The organism is Butyrivibrio fibrisolvens, from assembly GCF_023206215.1.
GTDB lineage: Bacteria > Bacillota > Clostridia > Lachnospirales > Lachnospiraceae > Butyrivibrio > Butyrivibrio fibrisolvens_C.
This window is the reverse complement of record NZ_CP065800.1, coordinates 2,141,875-2,163,765: the sequence shown is the minus strand read 5'-3', so window position 1 is coordinate 2,163,765 and position 21,891 is coordinate 2,141,875. Positions and strand designations below refer to the sequence as shown.

Sequence of the window (21,891 nt, the reverse complement as noted above, 5' to 3'; positions counted from 1 at the left end):
TCAGCACACCTTTATATTTGTAAAATTATTTCCTTTAAGTAATATGTTTGACTTACTTAAATGCCAAACATCTCCTATATCTTTCATAGTTTCTATTTTTATCATCTTGGCTTGTTCAAGTATTCTAATAGCCTGTGATAATGGATATGAAACATTGTTTTCATGAATACAAATTTTAATAAAGAATAATTCACTTGCCATTTTATCGAAAAACAACTTTGCCGGAATATATCCTTCCTGCTTGAGTTCTTCATGGTCTTCTAGATAATCATATAAAATACTATCCAGAGCATACGATACTCTTCCTGACCTATAACCATTAAAGGATATTATCCCTAACATCTCACACCAAAACAAAAAACCATGAACCGTATTATGGTCTATACCATCTATACCCATAGCTGGAACAAAATCTTCAGCCCTTGTATACTTATCTAATTTACGATTTTCAGAACCAATGAGCCACTCAAGCATTTGACTAAACTTGTTAGAGCGTTTTAATTCTAATTTTGTTAACAAAGATTTCGAAAATGACTTATAATCCTTTAATTCCTCACTGCTAAAAACACTTGATATTTCTCCCGTTTTTTCATCTTTTTTGATAAAAACATTTTCAGAAAACTTAAATACTTTATTAAATTCATCTGAACTATTTTTATCATCTTGAAAAGCTGTCATCTTTCCTTTTAAATCATCTTCATTACATACAGTTGAATCAACTGCTTTACATAGATAATATACCATCATTGGCATATATTCCTGTCTTAATGAATCAGGCATTAACATACAACATCCTCCAATAATATGGTTGTAATAGGAATAGCATATTCTACTATATCTCTTAGAAAGTGTTCTTCCTTTTCATAATAAAAATCTTTTTCGCAAACATAAACTATGTTCAAGCCATCAATATCATTACAAAGCTTTTCTATTTGCTTCAACATCTTAGCCTCTTTGCCAGTATCTAGAAACAACGTTATGGTACCGACTATATACTGTCTGGGCGTATTTACAAACTCATCAAAAGTTAGCAAGAGATATTCATTGGACATATAATTTGTAATTTTATTCTTCAATTCATTGGTAAAGTGCTCACTTACAATAATATCTGCTCCAGAAGCGATTAAATGTTCCACAAGCAAATCATGATCATTACTACTCATGCTGCGCTCGTAAAAAAGCATTCCTCGACTATGCAACTTCATATACATAGAACAATTATTTTTAAAAGAATATTTTCTTGAAGCTTTAAATTGCCCATTATAAATTAGGCTAATTCTTCCTTCTGGAAACCAGTTAGAATACTCATTTTTTCTACAAACCGGACACCCATTACATCCTCCATCTGTATATGGAAATTCCTGCTGAAAATAATAAGAAAAGCAATCTTCATTATTCTTTGATAGCATTTTCTCAACTGCTTCTCTCGCCTCTAATATTGATTTCCTTTCTTTTTCTCTTTGCTCTTCAACTAATTGTTCAAATGCCTCATTATCTCTTGAAGTAAAAAATTTCTTCTGTCTAACAGTAATCACATATGACTTATAACCACTAGTAAACGAACGTTTAACATCAACAATGTCTAAAAAACCACATCTGATAAGAAAGAGCAAAACATTCTGATTCCATCCACTATTTTTCTGTCCAGTCTTTGAATACTTCAAATGTTCTGGTGTAACACTTGAATCAATCTTATAAAAATTTGGTTCATCTCCTATGACAGCATATGCCTTAATATCATTCCACCGATCAATAATACTTCCTGTTTTTAGCAATCTCTTATCCGTAATATCAGAAACATATCCTTTGTCAATAATAGGACAAAATAACGTGAAACTTAAAGATGAATATCCATCTCTTCCACTTCTCCCGACTTCTTGATAAAACCTACTTATACTATCAGGCATGTAAGCTGTAATTACAGTTCTAACATCAGCCTTATCTACTCCCATTCCAAAAGCAGATGTTGCAACCATAATATCTATTTCATCATTTCTCCACAATTCAATAAGTTGATCACGTTCATTATCCGAGGTATCTCCGGTAAACTGTTTCACTCTAGTAATACCCATACTCTTTATAAGCTCTAGATATTCATCACTCTGCTTCTTTGTTCCCGTATAAATAATCGCTGGCTTTGGAACAGATTTCACTAACTTTTTAATTTTGTACATTCTATCTTTTTCGCTAATACAATAGCTAGAGTAATAGGAAATTTCTGGTCTAAGTGACTCCCCTCGATACTCAATGAACTCACCAGATTTAAAGATACTCCTCAAAGTATCTGAATCACTTTCCGTAATGGTTGCCGAAGTTAATATCGTATAAATCTTTGACTCATAATTATTATACTTCTCGCAAAGAGCTGGAATAAACTGAAATTCTGGTCTGAAGTTCATTCCCCAATCTACAATTAAATGTGCCTCATCAACGACGATTGCAGATAAGTTACCATGGGCTGCTGAATAGTTTAGTGCATTAACAATTTTATAATTTGTTAAACTTTCTGGTGATATATATAGAATTGTCTGCTTAGCATTTTTTATTTGTTCGCATAATTCATCCATGTATGTTTCTGATTTTTCATTTCTCTTAGCAGAGTAAAAAATAGATGATATCCATGGAAGACGTGCAAATATTTTATTATCACTCTTTATATGATCTGAAATAAGTGCAACTGTTGGAACTATTACAACAGTTAATCCTGTAAACTTTCCACTGGCCACTGCATATTGCCAAAGCAAACTCTTTCCATTTCCCGTAGGAAGGCAAGCCAATAAACAATCACCTGGATTCATCTTTTTCAATGAATGAATCATTAGCTTTTGCTGAATGCTTATATATGAATCGTACCCGAAATAATTTAACAAATCTCCATCAGGGTATGATCCCAAAGCATTTCGTTTTCGTTCAAATGAATATGAATATTTCAAATCATCATTATCAGTTAAAGACCAAGGCTTAACAGCAACTATATTATTTGAATCATCAAAATATAAATCTAAACTCTCAGAATGATTTTTTAGATATTCATAATAAGATTCTGATATACGTATATTAGACTTTTCATAAAGCAAAATTTGTCTCAAATGGCTAACAGAATCATATAATGCATTTGATTCTATGCACTTTATAAACCTAACAGCAGGTGATATTAAAGACTTATTAGCACAACACATATCATTCAGCAACTTAATGCTCTCTTGAGCTGTTTTTTGCTTTTCAATATATTTTTCTACTATCTCTATTATTTTCATATTATTTCTCTAAGCACACAAATAAGATGCTATCCAAAACGCCATTAGCTGCATTCATAGCTTTCCTGAGCGCCTTGTATAACTCGAGTTTTTTTTCATCATAAGTATTTGATACTTTCATCTGATTGTTTAATTGACACTTAAACTCCAGATCTTCAATTTTCTTTTCAAGAAGTGCTTGTGCGAAAGTACTTTTTTCTATTTCTGAATACTTCGATTTTGTCTCTTTAATTGCGATTTTTACATCTTCTTCTAGGTCTGAATAATCTAATATATCTTCAATTTCGCTTCGTGAAATATCTTCACAAGTTTTATTTAGCAGTCCGTTATCCACACTATTAATGATATCTTCATACATCATGTATTTTGAATCATTCATAGGATAAACAATCTTAATTCTATTATTTGTGATAAATTCATTTGTTAAGGGTAAGAGATCTTTATCCCACTCGCCAGAAAAGTAATCCGGAATATCAAGATCTAGATTCCATGAAAGAATAAGTCCCTTCCATTCTACATCTGAATCATTAACTTTTACAGCTGAAAACCTTCCATCATTACTATCAATAACCTCTTCAGATAATTCTCTAACAATAGGGTGCTGACAGGTTAAAAAATCCACATCCTCATATTCTAGTGCATCTTTAACAAAGAAAGTCCCTTCGACTTTGCAGTCGTTGTGCTTTGAACTTTCATAAATATGTATCTTCGCTCCTCTATAAGGATTTGAGCTTAGCTTGCAATCCCCAATTTCTTGTGCTTCTATCCATGACGCAATTGCATCTTGATACTTTAACGTGGAACTCTCATCAAAATGCTTCATTAATTCGTCTTCTATATTCTTGTATGAATCATCTGAATGTTGCAACATAATAGACAAATTTTCATAACTAATCTGATCTTCTGCAATCTTTTTTAAATCACATAAGGTTTCAGATAAATTTTCAAATCCTATCTTAACCCCTTTTTTTAGATGATCCTTAATTGCTGAATTCATATCTTCAAATACTATTTCTATTCCACATAATGACTCTTCGAAAATATTAAGTGAGTTATTATAAAGATTAAACAAATCTTCTTCTACTGTATCCGGTTCATAAAAAACGATATTCTTAACATTATGATTATGCTTTCTGCCTATTCTATCCAATCTACCGATTCTTTGCTCCAAATCAGCTGGAGACCATGGCATATCATAATGAATTATGTATTCTGCAAATTGAAAGTTTCTTCCTTCACCTCCGGATTTATCACATACCAAAATTTGACATGCTTTGTCATGTTTAAATTTATTAACTGCTATCTGCATTCCAGCTGGACTTAATTCACTTGAAAACTTTGCTACTTTATTATCTCCAAATTCCTTTACTAGTCTGTTATATATCAGGCTAACAGTCTCATAGTAATCTGTAAAAATAATTATTTTATCGCCAGTTTCAATAAGTTTCTTTAATACTGGTATTATTGTATTAAGTCTTAAATTCGCCATTCTAAAGTTTTCTTTATCTGCACTTCTACTAATGGCCTGTAATGTGTTTGGAAAGCACTTTTCTAATTTATTACGAGTTATAACGCCGAACAAGGCACCAATAGAGCTAAACAAAGCATTACAAATTTGAATAGCTTTATCTATATTAACAATTTCATTTGATATGCTCTCATCAAGCTCAGCTATGACTTGATCTTTCAAATCACGCTCATTAAGTCCAAAGTCAAATGCGCCTGAATCAATTGGAATTGCTTCATAAAGAATTCTTTTTGTAGTTGGATCTAAAACAGATTGTCTTCTATGTCTTATAAATTTTGAATCTATCTCATATGTAGCAGACAGATAATTAACTGCAATATATGCTATATTATAAGAATCATCTTCTTGCTCACTCATCCGCTCCAATAATTCTTTTAAATAATCATCATTTACAACTTCATTTATTCCATTTAATCTTGTCAAATAATCTTCATAAAGAGCATATTCTTTATAATATCTTAAATTCTCAGCTAGATAATTGACATCATCTATTATCTTCTCTCTGATTTTCATTACATTATTAAATTTATTAATTCCAATCGATGTATAGTGATGAGGGAATAATAGGCGTAAAAGATTATAATACTCCTCTGTCCTCTGCAAAATTGGAGTAGCACTAAGCATAAGGTAGTTTTCTGTAGCCTTACTTATCTTCATTATACTTGCATAAAGCTTATTATCTCTAATTACTTTATGAGCTTCATCAACAATCGCAAAATCCCACTTAGCGTATTCAAAATAATCTGCTGCATATTTCTTATAATCATCAAATCCAATAATCAGTACTTGAGGAATCTTCTTCTGAACGACATAAGAGTGGTATATAAACACTTGAGCGTCTAAAGAAAATTTACTAGTAGCTTCTAGTCTCCACTGTTGTACAAGCTGGCTTGGAACAACAATTATAGCTCTATTAACAAAACCATTTCTAATAGCATACTTTAAAACCACTAGCGCTTCTATAGACTTTCCTAATCCAACCTCATCTGATAGCATTGCCCTATATGGTTTGTTAGCCACAATACCACGCACAGTTTCCAGCTGATGTTCATACATTTCTATTTTGCTATTTATAGCTATATCAAAGCCTTCCATAACAAGTGAAGAATTAATATAATAATCACTTATATTTTCTCTGGATCTCCACAACGTGTAATTTGTAATCTTATCTTGTTTCAATAAATCAACAGTTGTAACTGCAGCGCTCTCATAATCTGCTATTAGCTTAGCCTCACTTACAAGTCGAACTTTATTAGTACCAAAAAACTCACAATAATACCCATGAAGACCTGTCTTTGTCATTTTTTTTGACTTTTCCAGTATTCTGACAGATTTTCCCTCAACCAAACAGATTGAACCATTTTTGATCCTTGCTCTAGTTAGCTCCTTAAGATTAATCCTGGTTCTCTTCATCATCATCGCGCTATTATGTTTTTCATAACAAAGGACTATTGCAACGTCAGAAAGCTCTTTCTCTATCTGACCCAGTATTGTTTTTTCTTCACCATTAGAGTTTTCTGCTCTAAATTTCACATACATTCCTAACGAAAACATCGTTATCTATTAACCCCCTATTTTTTTTGTTACGCATAACCCTGTTTTGTCATGCTTAACAATCAATAAATAATTCCCGTCTTTATGCTCTATCCTAACTTCAATGGCATCACTATAACCAAAGAATGGAAAAAACACATTTACATACTCTACATCATTTGTTATTACTTTAAATACAATATACGGTTCTATATCACTTGCTATATTGCACTTACCCATGTGCATACCTTGACCATCATTTAAATCAATTATAATCTCATCTTCGTATTCCACTTGTATCCTACTTAAGTCTTTATTACTTCCTATTCGAGTAATATCTACTTTATATCCATACTCTTTCAATAAATCTAAAAATAACCGCTTAATAATCCCAAAGCCATCGTCTACATTCAACTGAATGTCTTTATTATTAACTCTTGCCATAATAACTGGTAATATTTCTGTATCTAATACTTTGATAATTCTTTCTTCAATGCCGCCTAACAACACTTCATTGACATTGTTTTCTTTAGACTCAATAATATCTGATACATTATTTAGTTTACTTTCTAGTTCCTCATTATTTATTCCGTTATCGATGCCATTTTCAAAAAGCTCAAACCTATATTCTGATAAGCTATCCCAAAATGAATCAACATCATATACATTAAGAAAGCCATCCGTAACTAATCCATCTACCAGCACAACTAGTATCTTTTTATATAAATAATCTTTATAACTCATTGATGAGTTTTTTGAATCTTCAGAAATACTATAGCCTTCTTTATCGATATGTAAATATGTCTTAGCCATACTCAACTACCATTCCACTAAAAATTAGTTCATTACCAAAAAAAGTCTGATCAAAATCAAGAATCATGTAAATATTTTTCATCGAGTTAATAGCATCTACTATTTTTTTTTCATTTATTTCGCTACTTGAACTATCATTCCAAAAATTCACCCACTTTGAATCATTGATTATTGCATTATATATTCCTTCTATTCCGCAGATTTCAATTTTAGCGGCAACTGCTTCACCTAATCTTTCCAAAGCATGAATCTCACGAATTTTAATTACGTTATTTTTAACAAAATGATCTCTCAAACATGCTGGATATGTTGCCATACAATTTAACGTATTAATCAAATTCACTCTAGCGTTCGATTCAATCTCTAAAAGCTTTATTATCTGTAGTTCATGAGTACCTTTAATCACTCTTTCTTTAAAAATCAAATAATCTCCAATTGACTTCATTTTTTCTTTTATGACATCACACATTTCAACGTAAAAAAACTGTTTTGTCTTTGAGTCAATTCCCCATATAAATTCTTTTTTTTCCTTTTTTTCTATTGCAACCGTTAACAACTTCATTAATCTGTCACCTTGTCATAATAATATTTCATACAAACAGAATTAAAATTACATTCCTGACATATCTTCTTATGCGGTACATTCTTGCTCTCCAAATAATTACCATTTATATAAGCTTTTATATCTTCCTGGGTTGCAGAATTGAAATTCATATAATTTACACCTTTATCTTCCCACTTTGCTATCAAAAAATCTCTTTTTCTTTGTAAGTAATCATTCTGAGGTCTTGATGTATAAAATTTTTCTTCAACAAATCTCCTAATATCAAAAATATCTGCTTCATCAAGGAATGGAAACCAGTATACAAGGTATTCCTTTAATTTTATGAATTCTTTATCGATATTCTTTTTACTATATCCGCATTTCTCACTAATCCATGCACATGCTTCATTTTCAATAAAGTACTTAATATGATATTCATCAACATAATAAACATCTTTTCCTATAACTTTTGAAAGAAAAAACTTATATGCACATATGGAATAAAGTTTCTCGTCTCGCTTATCAAAGCTTACATCAATTATCCGACCATCAGTTTTTACTTTGTACTCAATATTTTCTAATGGATTAGGATCAATAGAAACAGCTCTTTTCAAAGGTTTAACCGGCTTTATCATATCCACTACAAAAAAAGGTCTTTGCTTTATCCCATCCTCATCTTGAACATAACTAAAAGTAATACCAGCCTTTGAAAAGAAAGCTCCATAAAACAGATAAAACAGTAAATAATCTTTTTTGGTATCCACTATATTTTTTAACTGCTCAAAATAAATACTCGTACCTTGACAACTATTTAGCATTTCTTCATCAAGCGGCCATGGAATCATATCTTTTCCATTAGAAGTCATGTTTTTCATAGACACTAATGAAAATTCATACATTCTACGTGATCTTTCGCAAAGGAAAGGAGCTCCATCCAATTGATCAAAACCTCGAACAATCCAATCACTGCCACTCATTTTTCTTTTGGCTGCAAGATAAAACTGTAATGCATTTTTTAAGTCATTCGCTGATCCATGTACATCAGAATCTTCAGAAAAGCTCAAACATTCAAGCAACATGTCAATAAGTTCTCGCTCTTTTTCGCTAATTAACGAATTATCCTCTGTAGCATTACTTATAAAATGCATAGTATCATTAAAGTGCTTTTTATAGTCCACATCCTTTTTTGACAAGCTTAGGAATAATTTTTTAGATATTTTATTTATTGTACTTATAAATATTAAAAAACTTTGAATATCTGATTCTGATAATGTGTAAAAGATAAATATTTCCACTGTTGTTCATTTTCTCGCTAATTTCTTTTCTCCTTGAAATTAGCTCCTGCCCACGAGATAATACTTCATCAACTTCTTTTAATCCCTTAAAATACAACTGAAGCATGTCAATTACTTCTGACATTTTTAAATTGTCATGCCCTATTCCAACTACTGAGCATTCTTTTAATTCCTTGAAATCAATCTCAACTCTTGATTCATCGAAATTCCACATGGAATATATACCTTTTACAAACCGTCCAATAGGATATGCCATAAAAGGTTTATCCGAAAATTGATCTGGGAAATAATTTCTCAAAATATCATTTACATTGTCAGGCTTAACTGCATAGAACTGAACTTCCATACTACTCAATGGATTATTTTTATTTCTTTTTTGAGCGCACGTATACTCATCTCTTATTCTGTCTGTAAATTCTGTCAAGTATCTATATTCTCTAAACTGTGCAGTAGAATTATCTTTAATTCTATTTCCGCTACAAACATCAGCTATTCTTCTTCCGACGTCTGTACCTCGACTAAAATTAAGCGAACTTATATTCTCAAAGTCCGAATCTATCCACTCATATGCCTTTTTCCATACGCCATATATACTATCCAAATTATCGACATAATTAAAAAGAAAGATTATACGGATTCCTATTCTATCAAGCACTTCCAGCGTTTTTATTATTTCTGGTGTAAACCTTAAGATACCATGAAATACAAATGTACCATAATCATAATTATCTAATTCATATATTACTTTTAGATAATCAGCTGCTTTTTTCTTATTCCACGCGTTAGTATCCTCTTTATTACATACTTCGGCTAAAAAAACTTTTGCATCATCCACTGTTCTAATTGATAATTTAGAATCTCTATTTAACTGATAATTTATTTCGTTTATTAGTACTGCTTCCATAGAAGCTCTAATTGTTTCTTTAGATACATTTTCAATAATGTTATCAAAGGTTTTTCTATAATCATTTTTCACTTTAAGATATACATTATTAAAAAATGCTTTCTGTTCTTCATTATGGCAATACGTTTCAAAATTCTCATCTGCATTCGCATATACTAAAAGTTTTACTGCTTCTATAATTGAAGCTTTATTATGATTGAACGCTTTTTTGCAATAATCTGATAATCCCGAATTACTTTCATTCGAATTAAGTGAATCTATCGCATCAGACACATTTAAATAGAGCTGCAAGTTATCAGTGGCTCTATCTAAACCTCCTGAAAAAATACAATTAGTAAACTGACTAACTGCACCAATAATAGAAAATGAGTCTCTTCCATATTTTTCTTCTAGCCCCTGCATTAAGGTATCAGATGCACATACATGTGGATGCCTTTTAATTAATTCACGATCTACAGACATAAAAATCTGTTTAGGATCATTATATGTAATTATTCTTGGTGAATTATTCCACTTAAACATCATTTCTCTTTCCATGAAGAAACTCTTATCCTCCAATCACAATAAATCTTGCCACTTCAAGCCTTTTGTTTTTTTATCTGATATCTTTTTTAAATAAATGATACTTTCTTTAGCTCTTGTTAAACAGACATAAAGAATTCTTGCTTCTTCGCAACTTTGATCATTTCTTTCTATTTTTTTCTATTCTCATAGAATGGGTTAGATAAAGAATCTATCTTCTGAGATTCCTCATCCACATTTAGAACAATACGATATCCAAAGCCAAATTCATCAATTATAAAATCCGATTGTTTTCCCGCTCCACCACCAGTAATTTGTATATCGCTAAAAGGCATAAATACCCAATCATATTCCTTTCCTTTGGCTCTATGGACAGTTCTACACTGAATAGCAGATTCTTCTTCAATTGATCGTTCTTCTTCTTCCTGCTCTGTTTTTATCATTATTGATAGATAATCAATCAATGAATTCAAAGTAAGATAATCTCCTTCAAAATCTATTGCGATTTTTTCGAACATTTTATCTAAGTTACATTTATAGCTTACTGCTAGAGCATCTTTTTCCAATGATGTATCATTGTTCATCTTTGAGGCATAGATATCCCAAGGTTTAATATCTTCGGTAATTTCCTTAAGAATTTTTAAAATAGGCTCAATTTTCAGTCTATTCAAATAATCATTCCACTTTATTAACGTACTAGGCAATTCACTATAGAAGCATTCCAGCAACCCATCTTTTTTTCTAATCAATTTTGTTTTGTCTAATTGTTCATTTACATAATTTGTTGAATAAAGATTATATACAGCACCAACATCTCCGCAGTCTCTAAGAGCTAATATCAATTTATATAAATCTATTGCTGCTTCAGTCTTATATAACTTACCTCCGATATCGATATCAATGTTTTTAATTCCATTATTTGAACAAATCTCTCTTAGTTTAAGTATCTCAGATCTTCGTCTTACCAATATTCCTAACTTCTTTTTATTATTCCTTCTGTCATCGTTTTGACAACATTCTTTCTCAAATCTTTTTATTACCTCAACTATTCTATGCTCTCGCTCTTCTTCGGTAACAATATTCATACTAATAACACTAGCCGGAACATCTGGATTAATAACACCTTGTAACTTATCATCTCTAGAGTATTTTAATAACTTTTTAGCAGATATTTTTTCAAAAACACCATCCATATAGTTTAACAATTGACTATTGGTTCGATAGTTCTTTTTTAAAGGATACTCTTTTATTGAATATCCCAGTTTCTCCTCTAGCGTAGTAAATGCCTTATCATCATCTGCTCCTCTAAATCTATATATACTCTGTTTTACATCTCCAACCACAAACAGATTGAATTTAAAAAATCTCTTAAACAATGCAACTAGCTGAATCTGGGTATCATCTGTATCTTGGAATTCATCTATAAATACATGTTCAATATTCAACGATTTCTTAGGAACAATTTTACCCTCACTCATCATTGCTGCTAATCTATGCAGATAGACTATTATATGTCCTGTAGTAATTCTATTTCTCTTTTCGCATTCCTCTTCAATACTTTCTACAGCTTCTGGTATAGCTTTAAGATATTTCGAAATGGCATTATTGCCAAGCATTTCATCATTAAAAAATGTTTCTTTACAAGTCTTAAGGTCAACATTTCTATTTTCAAACTTATTTATTATTTCTTCTATTACCTTCTGCAATTGATAACTAGTCAATAAACTCGTGCTATCTCCATTTTCGATAACTGAATTAATCAAATTTCTGATAGCATCTCTTTTTATAAGAGTTGCATTAGTAATCGAAAGCTCCGTTCCCAATCCTAAATAGTATGCATACGATTTAATAATGCTTAAACTCAAAGAATCAATTGTACTTATCCTCATATTCTCTATACTCTCAACATAGCTGAAGTATAAAGGATTATATGTTAAGACAAAAAGCTTATTGAAATAAGCTTCAAGTCTTGACTTCATCTCATCAGTTGCATCATTCGTAAAAGTAATAAGCACTAATTTATTTAAAATATCATTTTCATCGTATTTTTTTCTCCAGCATAAATATGCTATACGAGAAACTAAAAGGTACGTCTTTCCCGTTCCTGCGCCAGCTTTCACGATGATATCTTCAGTATTAAGATGCTCTACCCTGTATTGTTCTGCATTGAAAGAAACAATACTTCCCAGGTGCTCTAACTTTTCCCAATAATACTCGAGATTATCTCCATTTGTTATTTCAAAGTCATCAATAATTTCTGTACAACTATCAATGTAACAATTAAATATGTCTCCCTTAGAACATAGCCTATCTAGTTCACCTATGCTCTTAATATATTCACAAATTTTATTTCGTAGCAATTCAGCATCTTCTCGAACTTTTGTAAAAAAGAAAATTTTCGTGCCATGTTTCCATGAATTGAATAATTTATCTATTTTTCCTTCATCTATTTTTTTAGTTTTTACACATATAATAGAATAATCAGCTTCCTTTACCTCATCTTCTTGTATTATTTCATCGTCATTTTCATCCATACAACCATCAGAAATAAAGTTTGCATATTCTTTTTTTATCTCTTCATTAAAGCCATAATCCAGTGCACCAGGAAGACTCACTTCATATGTTGTCCTAAAAATAGTCTCTATTCTCAATGAAAGAGAGCTAAAATTTACCAAGTCCTCCTTTGAAATAATTAGTTTATCAGCGCAAATACGTGTAAGTTTTTTATCTGCTATATCTTTCCTTGTAAGGAATGGGAAACAAGCAGCTCTAGCGATATAAACTTTTTTCAAATCCGGATTATCAGCTGTCATCTCCAGCAATTTCTTCCAATAGCGCTGTGCCTGCTTATACGGTGAATACTCCATAGTACCATCACTAAGCAGAATATTATTATTATCTATTGCAATAACAATATTATTTGGATAAAATGCTTTAATTTCAATAATAAGCACCCCAAAATCAGGGACTAATAAAATCCAATCTACTTCTTGAGTATCCAATAAATAATTATGAAAAGATACGTAATTCTGAGGTAAATACTGCCTCATTTTATCCCAAATATCATCTTCTCCTACTGAATTACCATGAAAATCAAATTTTGGAAATACCATTTTTATCCCTCTGTATATGTGACGTATAATTCATCTCTAGCTCTTGTCGCAGCAACAAATCTAGCACAGTCAGCCTGTTTTAAATATTTCTTCTTTGCTTCTGGATCACCAATATTCTCATACTTATTAGTTATCCAGTTGCCATATTTTTCTGCTGCAAATATAATTACAACACGGAATTCCAAACCTTTTATTCCATAAACATTGCATAGACAAACCCCATTAGAATCTTGAGGTATAACATCATCTTTCAAAAACATATGATCAACATTATGCTTATCTAAAACACTCTCAAATTTACTTAACTCATTAGTATTCGGAAATACCACACAGATTTGGTTAGGTTCTGTTCCTCGTTGTATAAGCCCTGCAATAGTTGCAACAACAGCATCTCTTTCCCTGGCCTCATCCTTATATCCCTGAACAACAGGGTCATTTCCTTTTACTATTGACTTGTAACTCTTCATATACTCATTTTTCTCTTCGCCTTTAAATAAAACTGCAGTAGCGTAATCACTTATTTCTTTGGTGGTACGATAGTTCAAATATAAATAGTGCGTTCTACCAACAATGTTAATTCCAACATCACTTTTCCAAGAACGCAAATTAAATATTCTTTGGTTATCGTCAGCCAATATCATTACAGAATCAGAGCCTGATTTTACACAGGAAATAACAGCTCTTAATTTGCACGGTTCCAAATCCTGTGCTTCATCAATAATAACTGCATCATAAGTTGGGGATATTTCATTCTTATCTATTAGGTACAACAACTTCTCTGCTCTATTTACAAATGTAGCTATTCCCCTTTTCCTCTGTTCTTCATAAAGTCTCCTAAAAAATTCCCATACAGCCTTTCTATTGTTTTCGTTTAATCCAACACCCATTCCTGTTCTATCTGCTTTAAGATACTGTTCCAGCGAAACAATTCCATAACGTTCAATAATCTGAAAGTACTCATACATGTAAAAATCAAATGAATACTTCCATCTTTGTGTGCTATATATAAACTTAGCTAGCTCATTGAACTTCTCCATCGAAACAGCAAGAGTATTGTGTCCAAGCTGTTGTGCTATAAAAGCGTCTACACCTACAACATCAACATTATTTGTTATTCCTCTCTGCGTAAATAATTTATCTATGTTATCTGAAATATATCTCGCAAGCTTCTTACTATAAGTACAGAATAATATCTTCTTGTTATCTTGCGCTTTATAGACATTCTCCGACAGAAAAGCAGCTCTATGAATTCCCAATACGGTTTTTCCTGTTCCAGGTCCGCCCTCAACAAGCATAGGACCATTAACATGAATACTGGCATACTTTTCCTGAGATGGATGCAGAAAAATAGTCCATTTATCAAATGATTCATTTTCCATCAAATACTCTAATTCTTCCATGCTTTGAGTAACATAGAATCTTCTTTTAGTATCTTTTTGAAGCAAACTTTGACTTATATCAATTTTATTTTCATCTTGAATTTCATTATCTTTCAACTCATTATAAACAACATCAAATTTCTTTTCCCCAGCATACAAATCCATCAATGCTTCTTGCAGTTCTTCAGGAAAAATCTCAATATATTCAACAAAGCGCTCATCATCATCTATTGTTAATAAATTACCTGCATGTATTTTTGCTATACCCAATTTAATCAATTCTTTTAATGTGATCCCATTTTTTCTAAAACGCCTTCGCCCTCACTAACATCCAAATTCTGCTCATTCTCGCCAAATTCGGATAATAATTTTTCTTCCTTAATTACATCAAAAATATACGACGCACCAAAATCCGTCTTTTTAAAATACTTCCCTTCGCACCAGTCATAAGCAGCATCATGATGATCTATGTAGAGTAAGAAACAGCTATTCCCTTCCAAATAAAAAATCAATCGAATATCGCTACTAACCCTTGCACTTTTAAATTTAGAATCACACTTTTCTCTATCTATTGCATGGACTTTAAGCGATGGCGTAGAAATATCCTGATTCATCTGTTTTATCGTATTTGTAGCTTGCTTTCTTTCATTTACACTCAGCTTAAAAACGCTATACATAAAGCAATCTGTAATAACAATGTCTTTCTTCATAAATATCTCCATTTAGTATTAGTAATTATTATAATTATAAATCTTTTATTATATTAAAATGAAAAAAGAACATAAATAATACAAACAAGCCAAAATACACCAATAATATATTTTATATATTATCGTTATATTGAATTATTAATAGTAGTTCACCCTTATATATGAATTACTTTATAAATCAATAATTAGAATATATGTATTGTGAGAATATATATCAGTGGAATAATATTGCCCAAAAAAAAACAGCTAAAAATCCTTTAGCTATTATATTTCAAAGATATCAATTCAAAAGAGCCATATTGCCAACACACAAAACATAAAGCATATATAAGATAACAACCACATTATTTAGCAGAAAAGAGTCGAATATGGCCTGTTCTTAGTTGATATCCCTTGATAGTTACAACATTTCATAATACAATTCACCTCTTTATTAAGTCTTGTATATGTCAGTTCAACTAAGCAGTTAAGACTATTACGAATATATCACTTGCTTTATACGAAGTCAACGAATTTTTGTGCAATTCTACCAAACGCCAAAAGCTCAAAAATCAGCATTAAACTTGCTAGTTTCCCTTGAATTTTCTAGCACCCCTAGACTTTAGAATAATTTTTGCTCCATTGTGCACAATTCACATTATAATAGTTTACTCTTATATTGCTCATACTTTATATTCAGTTGCCTCTAGGGTTTGCCTCATTTTCCACGATTTTTCCGACTAAAAGTCGTCTTTTGTCTCTTACCAACCTCTTCTGAACTTGGGCTCATATCCGTCATCTCTACCATCTCCATTGCATGAGATGACATTGAATCCATTTTTCTTTGCCCAGGCTTTCACATCATATTCCAGTTCAAAATCTTCAACCACCGGTTGGTAATAATCATCGCAGGTGCAATACTCTTCAAATTCATGGTCGAGGTACTTACATAGTTCCTTTTCATAAAACTTATAAATCGCATCTGCCGTAACAAATGGATTCTTTTTTAGCATACTCTTCAGACCATCTGTTTTCCCGGCTTCCTTAGTCGGCTTCAATACCATGTCCGCATCATAGTAACAGTCCACTGTACCATTCCCTGCATCCCAGACAGAGCATCCTTCCCATCTGAAAGTATGCTCCTGTTTCAGGAACTTCGATAGCCCTTCACTGTCTTTTGCTTTCCACTCTGTCTTGTTTCCTTCCGAATAAAGTACACAGAAGATCTTTGACAGCAGATCCGACATTTTCTTGTTGAAACAGCATTTCTTCTGTATAGCCTTTGACAGTTCCTCCGGCTCACAGCCTTTCTCTGCATCGCTCACAAGCCCGCTCACCAGAAAACAAAGCATCGCAGCAGTAACCGCGTTGTCTGCTCCCATATATCTGTTCAGTTCTTTATAAGCATCATAAGGTTTCTCCAAAAGATACTCGGGTCCGTTTTTATCTATAAGTTCCTTCAAAAGCGTGACAATTATCTCTGTCTGATCAGTCATCATTCTGCCTCTTCCTGGCCGGAGCCAAGAAACTCCAGTACTTCCTCATATGTCTTATCGCTCTTTAGGATTGCCTTTACAAGTTCATCCCTTCTGAGCGCATCCCGTTTGTCCAACAGATCACTAAGTCTTGCAAGAGCAGCATCATACTGTTTCTTCGTTCTGCTCACCTGTTCCTGTGCCTTCTCTATCTTAGTTTCAAGTGCATCCATCGATGTCATTCTAGCCATATCATCACCCTCCATCAATCTGCCATCTCAAGCATCTTGCTTATTTCCTGCGCCCTGTATTTTACATTTGCATCAGTAAGTCCAAATGCCTTGAGTATTGTCTTTTGCTTCGCTGTTATTGCATGGTCAAATCTGTATACCCCATCAAGCTGACGGGACATTTCGATTTTATCCAGCTCTCTTATTGCAGCAGGAACTGTCATGTAATTAGGCTTGGTAGCCATTTCCTTCATCTCATCCTTGAGATAGTTGTACATACGGTTTCTTATTATCAGCGCAACAAACTCGATGAAGATCTTAGATGTGGCTGATTCATCAGAACCAATCCTTAAGCAGTGATTGCCAAGGAAAGTCTTGTCTGATAAAAACAGTTTCTCGGATGCATCCCTCCCTTTATAGATTTCCAGCGCTTCCTTTGCTGTCATCTTTTCTGATGTGACAATAACAAAATATCCGCAAAGCTTAAGTTCCAGCTCTATAACAGGCATCTTTTCTTCAAAAAACACAAACTTCCTTGCTGAACTATCTGCTGTGTCCTTATCTTTCTTTCCAGTCTTCTTTGCATTCTCGTCATAGTGCAGTTCAAAGTATGTTTCCATTCCAGGTCCAAAATCCCTGAACTGATTTATATGACTGTTAAGAAAAGCCGTAAGCTGATTTATCTTCTTCTCTACGCCGGTACGTTCATCTGCTTCCAACGATGAACTGTGATACAGATGTATGTATCTTGGCTTTTTATCTGTCCCAAATAGTTTCTTCTCAATGGTCTTCCCATAGACCTGATAAGCAGGTATATTACACGATCTGCTCGTTTCAAATGATCCCTTATTCTCTAGCACCCATTTCTGTACAAGATCAGCCTTGCCTTTAAGCATCATGACAAAACTGTATCCGCTATCTTCAAGCTGATAGATGTTATCCTTACTAAAATATCCTCTATCAAGAACAAATCCTATCTTCTTATATCCATAGCCCTTAGCCTTTTCCACAGTGCACTGGAACTGTGACATATCATTGATACTGCCGGGGTATATTTCGTAAAAAAGTGGCTCCCGGTTCTTTGTGTCATAGGCAATTGCGTAGTTAAAAATATCCGTCTCTACATTTTCCTTTGAATGACCGACTTCTACTATCCTGAGGTCTCCAGCTTCACATATCTTAGATGTTGAATCGTATGAAAAATATATCCTCTCCCGGTGATTCCTTTCCGCATTCCAGTCATTCTGGAACATGACACTGGTATCTGCATCCATAGTATTGAGGAACTCGCTGACTTTTGAATCACTATATATCCTCATACCTTCAGAAAAGAGAGGGTGACTATAGGCATACGCAGGATAATGCTGGGCACGGTTATCTTCCTCAATAATTGAGTATGCCACAAGATCAAGAAACAGCCCCACATCCTTCCACGGAAGATATCTCCCTAGGATCTCAGTGAGCTTATATTCATTAACTATCTTCCTGATAACAACCCATGTACCGATCCGTAGCCCACAGCTCCTTGATGATCTGTCCCTTTCTTCTGGGAGCTCAGTGTCAGGGAAAAACTTGATGAAGTTTTCATTTGGCCGCATTATACGCTTATCTTCATCAGCAAGCTTTCCTATCGTTTTTCGCTTTACATCTGTATACTGCTTCTCAGTGCTATAGACTCTGTCATACTCAAACTCGACATATGTTGTGTTGCCTTTCGTCCTGAAAGTTATCTTTCCCTTTACCTCAGGCACCTTCACATAAGCATCCAGATACATGTGTTTTCCTCCTGTAGTTTTAGTCGGAATTCCTACTAAATATATTCTACCACAGGAAGCCATTTTCGGCAACAAAAACCAGGCTCAAACGCGCATTTTTACTGAGTTTTTTCGATTTTCAAAGCGCCTTTTTTGAGGCGGAATCCCTTTTAGTCGGAAATCCTATGGAAATTCAGGGTTTGAATATTGTGAAGAATAATAACTCTCCCCTTTGTAATGCTCATAGAAATATCTATCATCGTCACTATCGTACCTATCAAACAGTAAAACAGCAAAACGTAAAACGGCTCCTTGCAGCAAAACGTAAATCATATACTTCCATTCTAGCCAGCTACTCTTCATTCTTTCACTTGATAAAGGTTGTTTAAAATCATCCACATCTATAAGCTAATCGAATAAAGCAGAAGCGCAGACGCAATTCCATACCTAAAATGACTAACCGTACGAAAGTATCTGCGCTCCCAGTTTAATTTATCCAATCTGAAGAAATGCTTTTAATTCATCAACCTTAGTAATGCCAGGGATGTACTCTATATATTCTCCCAACTGACTCATCTTATCTTCTGATAATCTTGTGTCATCAGCATACACAAGTACAGTCTTTAGTTTCTTAGCTAACGGAACAACTTCTTCATCAAACTCACTTGTTTCTATATACGCTTTATCAACTATCACAACTATAAAGTCTGATAATAATAAAGCATCTTCAAGATGAGAATCATCGGAAGAATTGCCTAAATCATATTCTTCCAAAGCAGTTACATTACATTCTTCTAACAATATGCATGATAAATCCAAGTATGTATCATCCACTTCTTTGTCTGCCATTTCTCTACTAAGAGCAACCATAACGTTTCTATATTCAGGTCCATAGATTTCCCTGTTTTTATTATCAGCATCCTTGTTAAAGTAAGAATATATATAACTCAAAGTAGCGTACTTGTTCGATATCATCTCACATGAAGTAAGAAAAAAGAATAATAATCATAAAAATCAAGTAGACGATACCCATTTTCAAAAAGCAATATTTTTCTGAACGCTTTAACCAGACGTTGATCGCCTATCATATTGTTAGGTGCAACATAGGCGTATACTTTAGAATTTCTCTTTAATACTTCTTCTCCAAATCCAGCAATATACTCATTCATACTAGCAATGGCTTCTTCGCATGAATCGATGTCATCAATCATAAATGTCTTCCATTTATTCTTTCCTTCCACCACTACATTAATTCTTACAATTGGGCATGTCGGCCAAAAAGTCATATCCCATCCCAATTGCAAAGGAATATCCTGTAATAACAGAGCCTTTTCATTAAAAGATAATGGTGATGGCTGAATATCCTCGTATTCCAAAACCATAGTTTCATCATCCGGATCGCCATCAATGACCAATTGAAGGGATTCTTTTTTTCCTATATTCCTTTTATCCGATCTAGCCTCTAGCACGAAAGCATCAACTGCTTCTATCGTATCAAATCTATAACGCGCTCCCTCTTTTTCTCCTACTTCGTAAATACTATACTCAAACTGAACATCATGACCATAAAAATTCATTTTACATTCTCCTTGTATTATCTATTTGTTCTACTATCCATTATCACTGTTATTCTCTTGAAGATGGCCATCTCAATTGACGTAATATTATCAAAACGCAATTTTTTCTTCAAATAGTTTTGATGATTTTTGTTGACCAAAATCTATTGACTATAATCCGTAGTATAAAAGTCCAAATGTTCCTTACGTTTATTGAGGAGCAAAGTCTTTAACACATACAGATATATCAAATCGTTTTTTCTGATCTTATATTTTTGTTTTAAACTCATAATATATTTTCACTACAAATAGCATACAGCATTAATAGGCCGTAATTATTCCGGCCAAATCGTATCACTATAACACCTTCTACGCATAACACTTAGGACACGTAACTGTACTACGCTATTACACCAATTTTTCTATTTCTTAAAATTCCATAACCCTTTTTACAATAATATCATCTCACTACTATTATCGTCGTTCTTATTAGCACAATCTACCTGAATATTGCTAATTTGTTATTGCTTTTAATTAACTCTCGATGATAGCCACTTCTACTATTCCCCTCCAGATACGCCACCCCCCCTGTCATTGGATCTCATTTTCCAATGGCAGGGCTTTTATTCCTCATTAAGGGCAATCAAAAACAGCTCTATTCATGTTGCTGCTACAATATGTCCAAACATATAAGTAATGAAAATAATAAATACAAAAGTCTTATAACCCCAACTCTCTATGATGTAAAAACCATAGAAGATCTTCATTTTCTGGCGTTATTAATGCTTTATGACACATATTTATGTGAATAAAAAGTCTGGCTGGTCTCATATTACTGAGACCAGCCAGTTTTCATAAATCATTAAGTATCTAATACGTTTTTACGAATGCAGCGACACAATTATCAGTTTTCCAAGTTAAAAATACTGCATTTTGTATGAACAGATTCATAATGCAGTTTTTTAAGATGACAACTATGATTTAGTGAGCACTATAAAAAGGATTGAATCCAGTCTTATTTCTTTCTACCAAATTTGTTTCGTCAATATTGTCAATGCCTAAATCACTAGCACTACAATCATCAAACATGATAACCTGGACGTTTTCTTTATCACAGATTTTAAAAAATTCTTCAAATACTGCTCCAATTGCTTTAGAATTATCTTTGCTAAAGGGCTTTGAGATATGATCAATTACAAACATCGGAACAATAGGATATTTCTTTTCAGAAACAAATAAATTCAAAAAAGCAAGGTACCCACATAACTGAATTAGTGTATGTCTTGCCATACTTCCTTT

Annotated in this window: 16 protein-coding genes; all 16 read right to left on the bottom strand. The window is 32.8% G+C overall.

Features of this window, described 5'->3' with window-relative positions; translation table 11 throughout:
* Positions 1–786: a hypothetical protein gene (locus tag I7804_RS08865; protein WP_248402986.1), complete on the bottom strand. Its 786-nt coding sequence runs from the start codon at positions 784–786 to the stop codon at positions 1–3.
* Positions 780–3,257 (bottom strand): helicase-related protein, encoded by a 2,478-nt coding sequence (locus tag I7804_RS08860; protein ID WP_248402984.1) that lies wholly within the window; start codon positions 3,255–3,257, stop codon positions 780–782. The genes I7804_RS08865 and I7804_RS08860 overlap by 7 nt, the downstream gene beginning before the upstream one ends.
* A 1-nt stretch (position 3,258) precedes the next feature.
* Entirely contained in the window at positions 3,259–6,318 is a 3,060-nt protein-coding gene (locus I7804_RS08855) for an SNF2-related protein (protein WP_248402982.1), read from the bottom strand.
* 30 nt (positions 6,319–6,348) lie between these two features.
* The gene (locus tag I7804_RS08850; RefSeq protein WP_248402980.1) at positions 6,349–7,131 is read right to left on the bottom strand and encodes a hypothetical protein; all 783 of its coding nucleotides are present in this window, start codon (positions 7,129–7,131) and stop codon (positions 6,349–6,351) included.
* On the bottom strand, positions 7,124–7,693 hold the full coding sequence (locus I7804_RS08845) for a hypothetical protein (RefSeq protein ID WP_248402978.1): 570 nt from the start codon (positions 7,691–7,693) through the stop codon (positions 7,124–7,126). Before I7804_RS08845 ends, I7804_RS08850 begins: the two co-directional genes overlap by 8 nt.
* Complete coding sequence (locus I7804_RS08840) at positions 7,693–8,868, bottom strand: hypothetical protein (RefSeq protein WP_248402975.1); 1,176 nt, start codon at positions 8,866–8,868, stop codon at positions 7,693–7,695. Before I7804_RS08840 ends, I7804_RS08845 begins: the two co-directional genes overlap by 1 nt.
* Positions 8,869–8,893: 25 nt before the next feature.
* Positions 8,894–10,411 (bottom strand): hypothetical protein, encoded by a 1,518-nt coding sequence (locus I7804_RS08835; RefSeq protein WP_248402973.1) that lies wholly within the window; start codon positions 10,409–10,411, stop codon positions 8,894–8,896.
* Positions 10,412–10,566: 155 nt separating this feature from the next.
* The gene (locus I7804_RS08830) at positions 10,567–13,509 is read right to left on the bottom strand and encodes a UvrD-helicase domain-containing protein (RefSeq protein WP_248402971.1); all 2,943 of its coding nucleotides are present in this window, start codon (positions 13,507–13,509) and stop codon (positions 10,567–10,569) included.
* A 2-nt stretch (positions 13,510–13,511) separates the two neighbouring features.
* Positions 13,512–15,158: a UvrD-helicase domain-containing protein gene (locus I7804_RS08825; protein ID WP_248402969.1), complete on the bottom strand. Its 1,647-nt coding sequence runs from the start codon at positions 15,156–15,158 to the stop codon at positions 13,512–13,514.
* A gap of 14 nt (positions 15,159–15,172) precedes the next feature.
* Complete coding sequence (locus I7804_RS08820; protein ID WP_248402967.1) at positions 15,173–15,598, bottom strand: hypothetical protein; 426 nt, start codon at positions 15,596–15,598, stop codon at positions 15,173–15,175.
* A 740-nt stretch (positions 15,599–16,338) separates the two neighbouring features.
* Positions 16,339–17,073, bottom strand: coding sequence for a hypothetical protein (locus I7804_RS08815; protein WP_248402964.1), 735 nt, complete (start codon positions 17,071–17,073; stop codon positions 16,339–16,341).
* Entirely contained in the window at positions 17,073–17,303 is a 231-nt protein-coding gene (locus I7804_RS08810; protein WP_027206638.1) for a hypothetical protein, read from the bottom strand. Before I7804_RS08810 ends, I7804_RS08815 begins: the two co-directional genes overlap by 1 nt.
* A 14-nt stretch (positions 17,304–17,317) precedes the next feature.
* Positions 17,318–19,057 (bottom strand): transposase, encoded by a 1,740-nt coding sequence (locus I7804_RS08805; RefSeq protein WP_027218046.1) that lies wholly within the window; start codon positions 19,055–19,057, stop codon positions 17,318–17,320.
* A gap of 471 nt (positions 19,058–19,528) precedes the next feature.
* Complete coding sequence (locus I7804_RS08800) at positions 19,529–19,987, bottom strand: hypothetical protein (RefSeq protein WP_248402962.1); 459 nt, start codon at positions 19,985–19,987, stop codon at positions 19,529–19,531.
* Positions 19,988–20,007: 20 nt separating this feature from the next.
* The gene (locus I7804_RS08795; protein ID WP_248402960.1) at positions 20,008–20,613 is read right to left on the bottom strand and encodes a hypothetical protein; all 606 of its coding nucleotides are present in this window, start codon (positions 20,611–20,613) and stop codon (positions 20,008–20,010) included.
* 960 nt (positions 20,614–21,573) lie between these two features.
* On the bottom strand, positions 21,574–21,882 hold the full coding sequence (locus tag I7804_RS08790; protein WP_248402958.1) for a hypothetical protein: 309 nt from the start codon (positions 21,880–21,882) through the stop codon (positions 21,574–21,576).
* Between the last annotated feature and the right edge of the window lie 9 nt (positions 21,883–21,891).

Excerpts from the sequence above, each read along its gene's own strand:
- I7804_RS08865 (WP_248402986.1), bottom strand. The coding sequence starts at position 786 with ATGTTAATGCCTGATTCATTAAGACAGGAATATATGCCAATGATGGTA.
- I7804_RS08860 (WP_248402984.1), bottom strand. The coding sequence starts at position 3,257 with ATGAAAATAATAGAGATAGTAGAAAAATATATTGAAAAGCAAAAAACA.
- I7804_RS08850 (WP_248402980.1), bottom strand. The coding sequence starts at position 7,131 with ATGGCTAAGACATATTTACATATCGATAAAGAAGGCTATAGTATTTCT.
- I7804_RS08845 (WP_248402978.1), bottom strand. The coding sequence starts at position 7,693 with ATGAAGTTGTTAACGGTTGCAATAGAAAAAAAGGAAAAAAAAGAATTT.
- I7804_RS08835 (WP_248402973.1), bottom strand. The coding sequence starts at position 10,411 with ATGGAAAGAGAAATGATGTTTAAGTGGAATAATTCACCAAGAATAATT.
- I7804_RS08830 (WP_248402971.1), bottom strand. The coding sequence starts at position 13,509 with ATGGTATTTCCAAAATTTGATTTTCATGGTAATTCAGTAGGAGAAGAT.
- I7804_RS08820 (WP_248402967.1), bottom strand. The coding sequence starts at position 15,598 with ATGAAGAAAGACATTGTTATTACAGATTGCTTTATGTATAGCGTTTTT.
- I7804_RS08815 (WP_248402964.1), bottom strand. The coding sequence starts at position 17,073 with ATGACTGATCAGACAGAGATAATTGTCACGCTTTTGAAGGAACTTATA.
- I7804_RS08810 (WP_027206638.1), bottom strand. The coding sequence starts at position 17,303 with ATGGCTAGAATGACATCGATGGATGCACTTGAAACTAAGATAGAGAAG.
- I7804_RS08805 (WP_027218046.1), bottom strand. The coding sequence starts at position 19,057 with ATGTATCTGGATGCTTATGTGAAGGTGCCTGAGGTAAAGGGAAAGATA.
- I7804_RS08795 (WP_248402960.1), bottom strand. The coding sequence starts at position 20,613 with ATGAATTTTTATGGTCATGATGTTCAGTTTGAGTATAGTATTTACGAA.
- I7804_RS08790 (WP_248402958.1), bottom strand. The coding sequence starts at position 21,882 with ATGGCAAGACATACACTAATTCAGTTATGTGGGTACCTTGCTTTTTTG.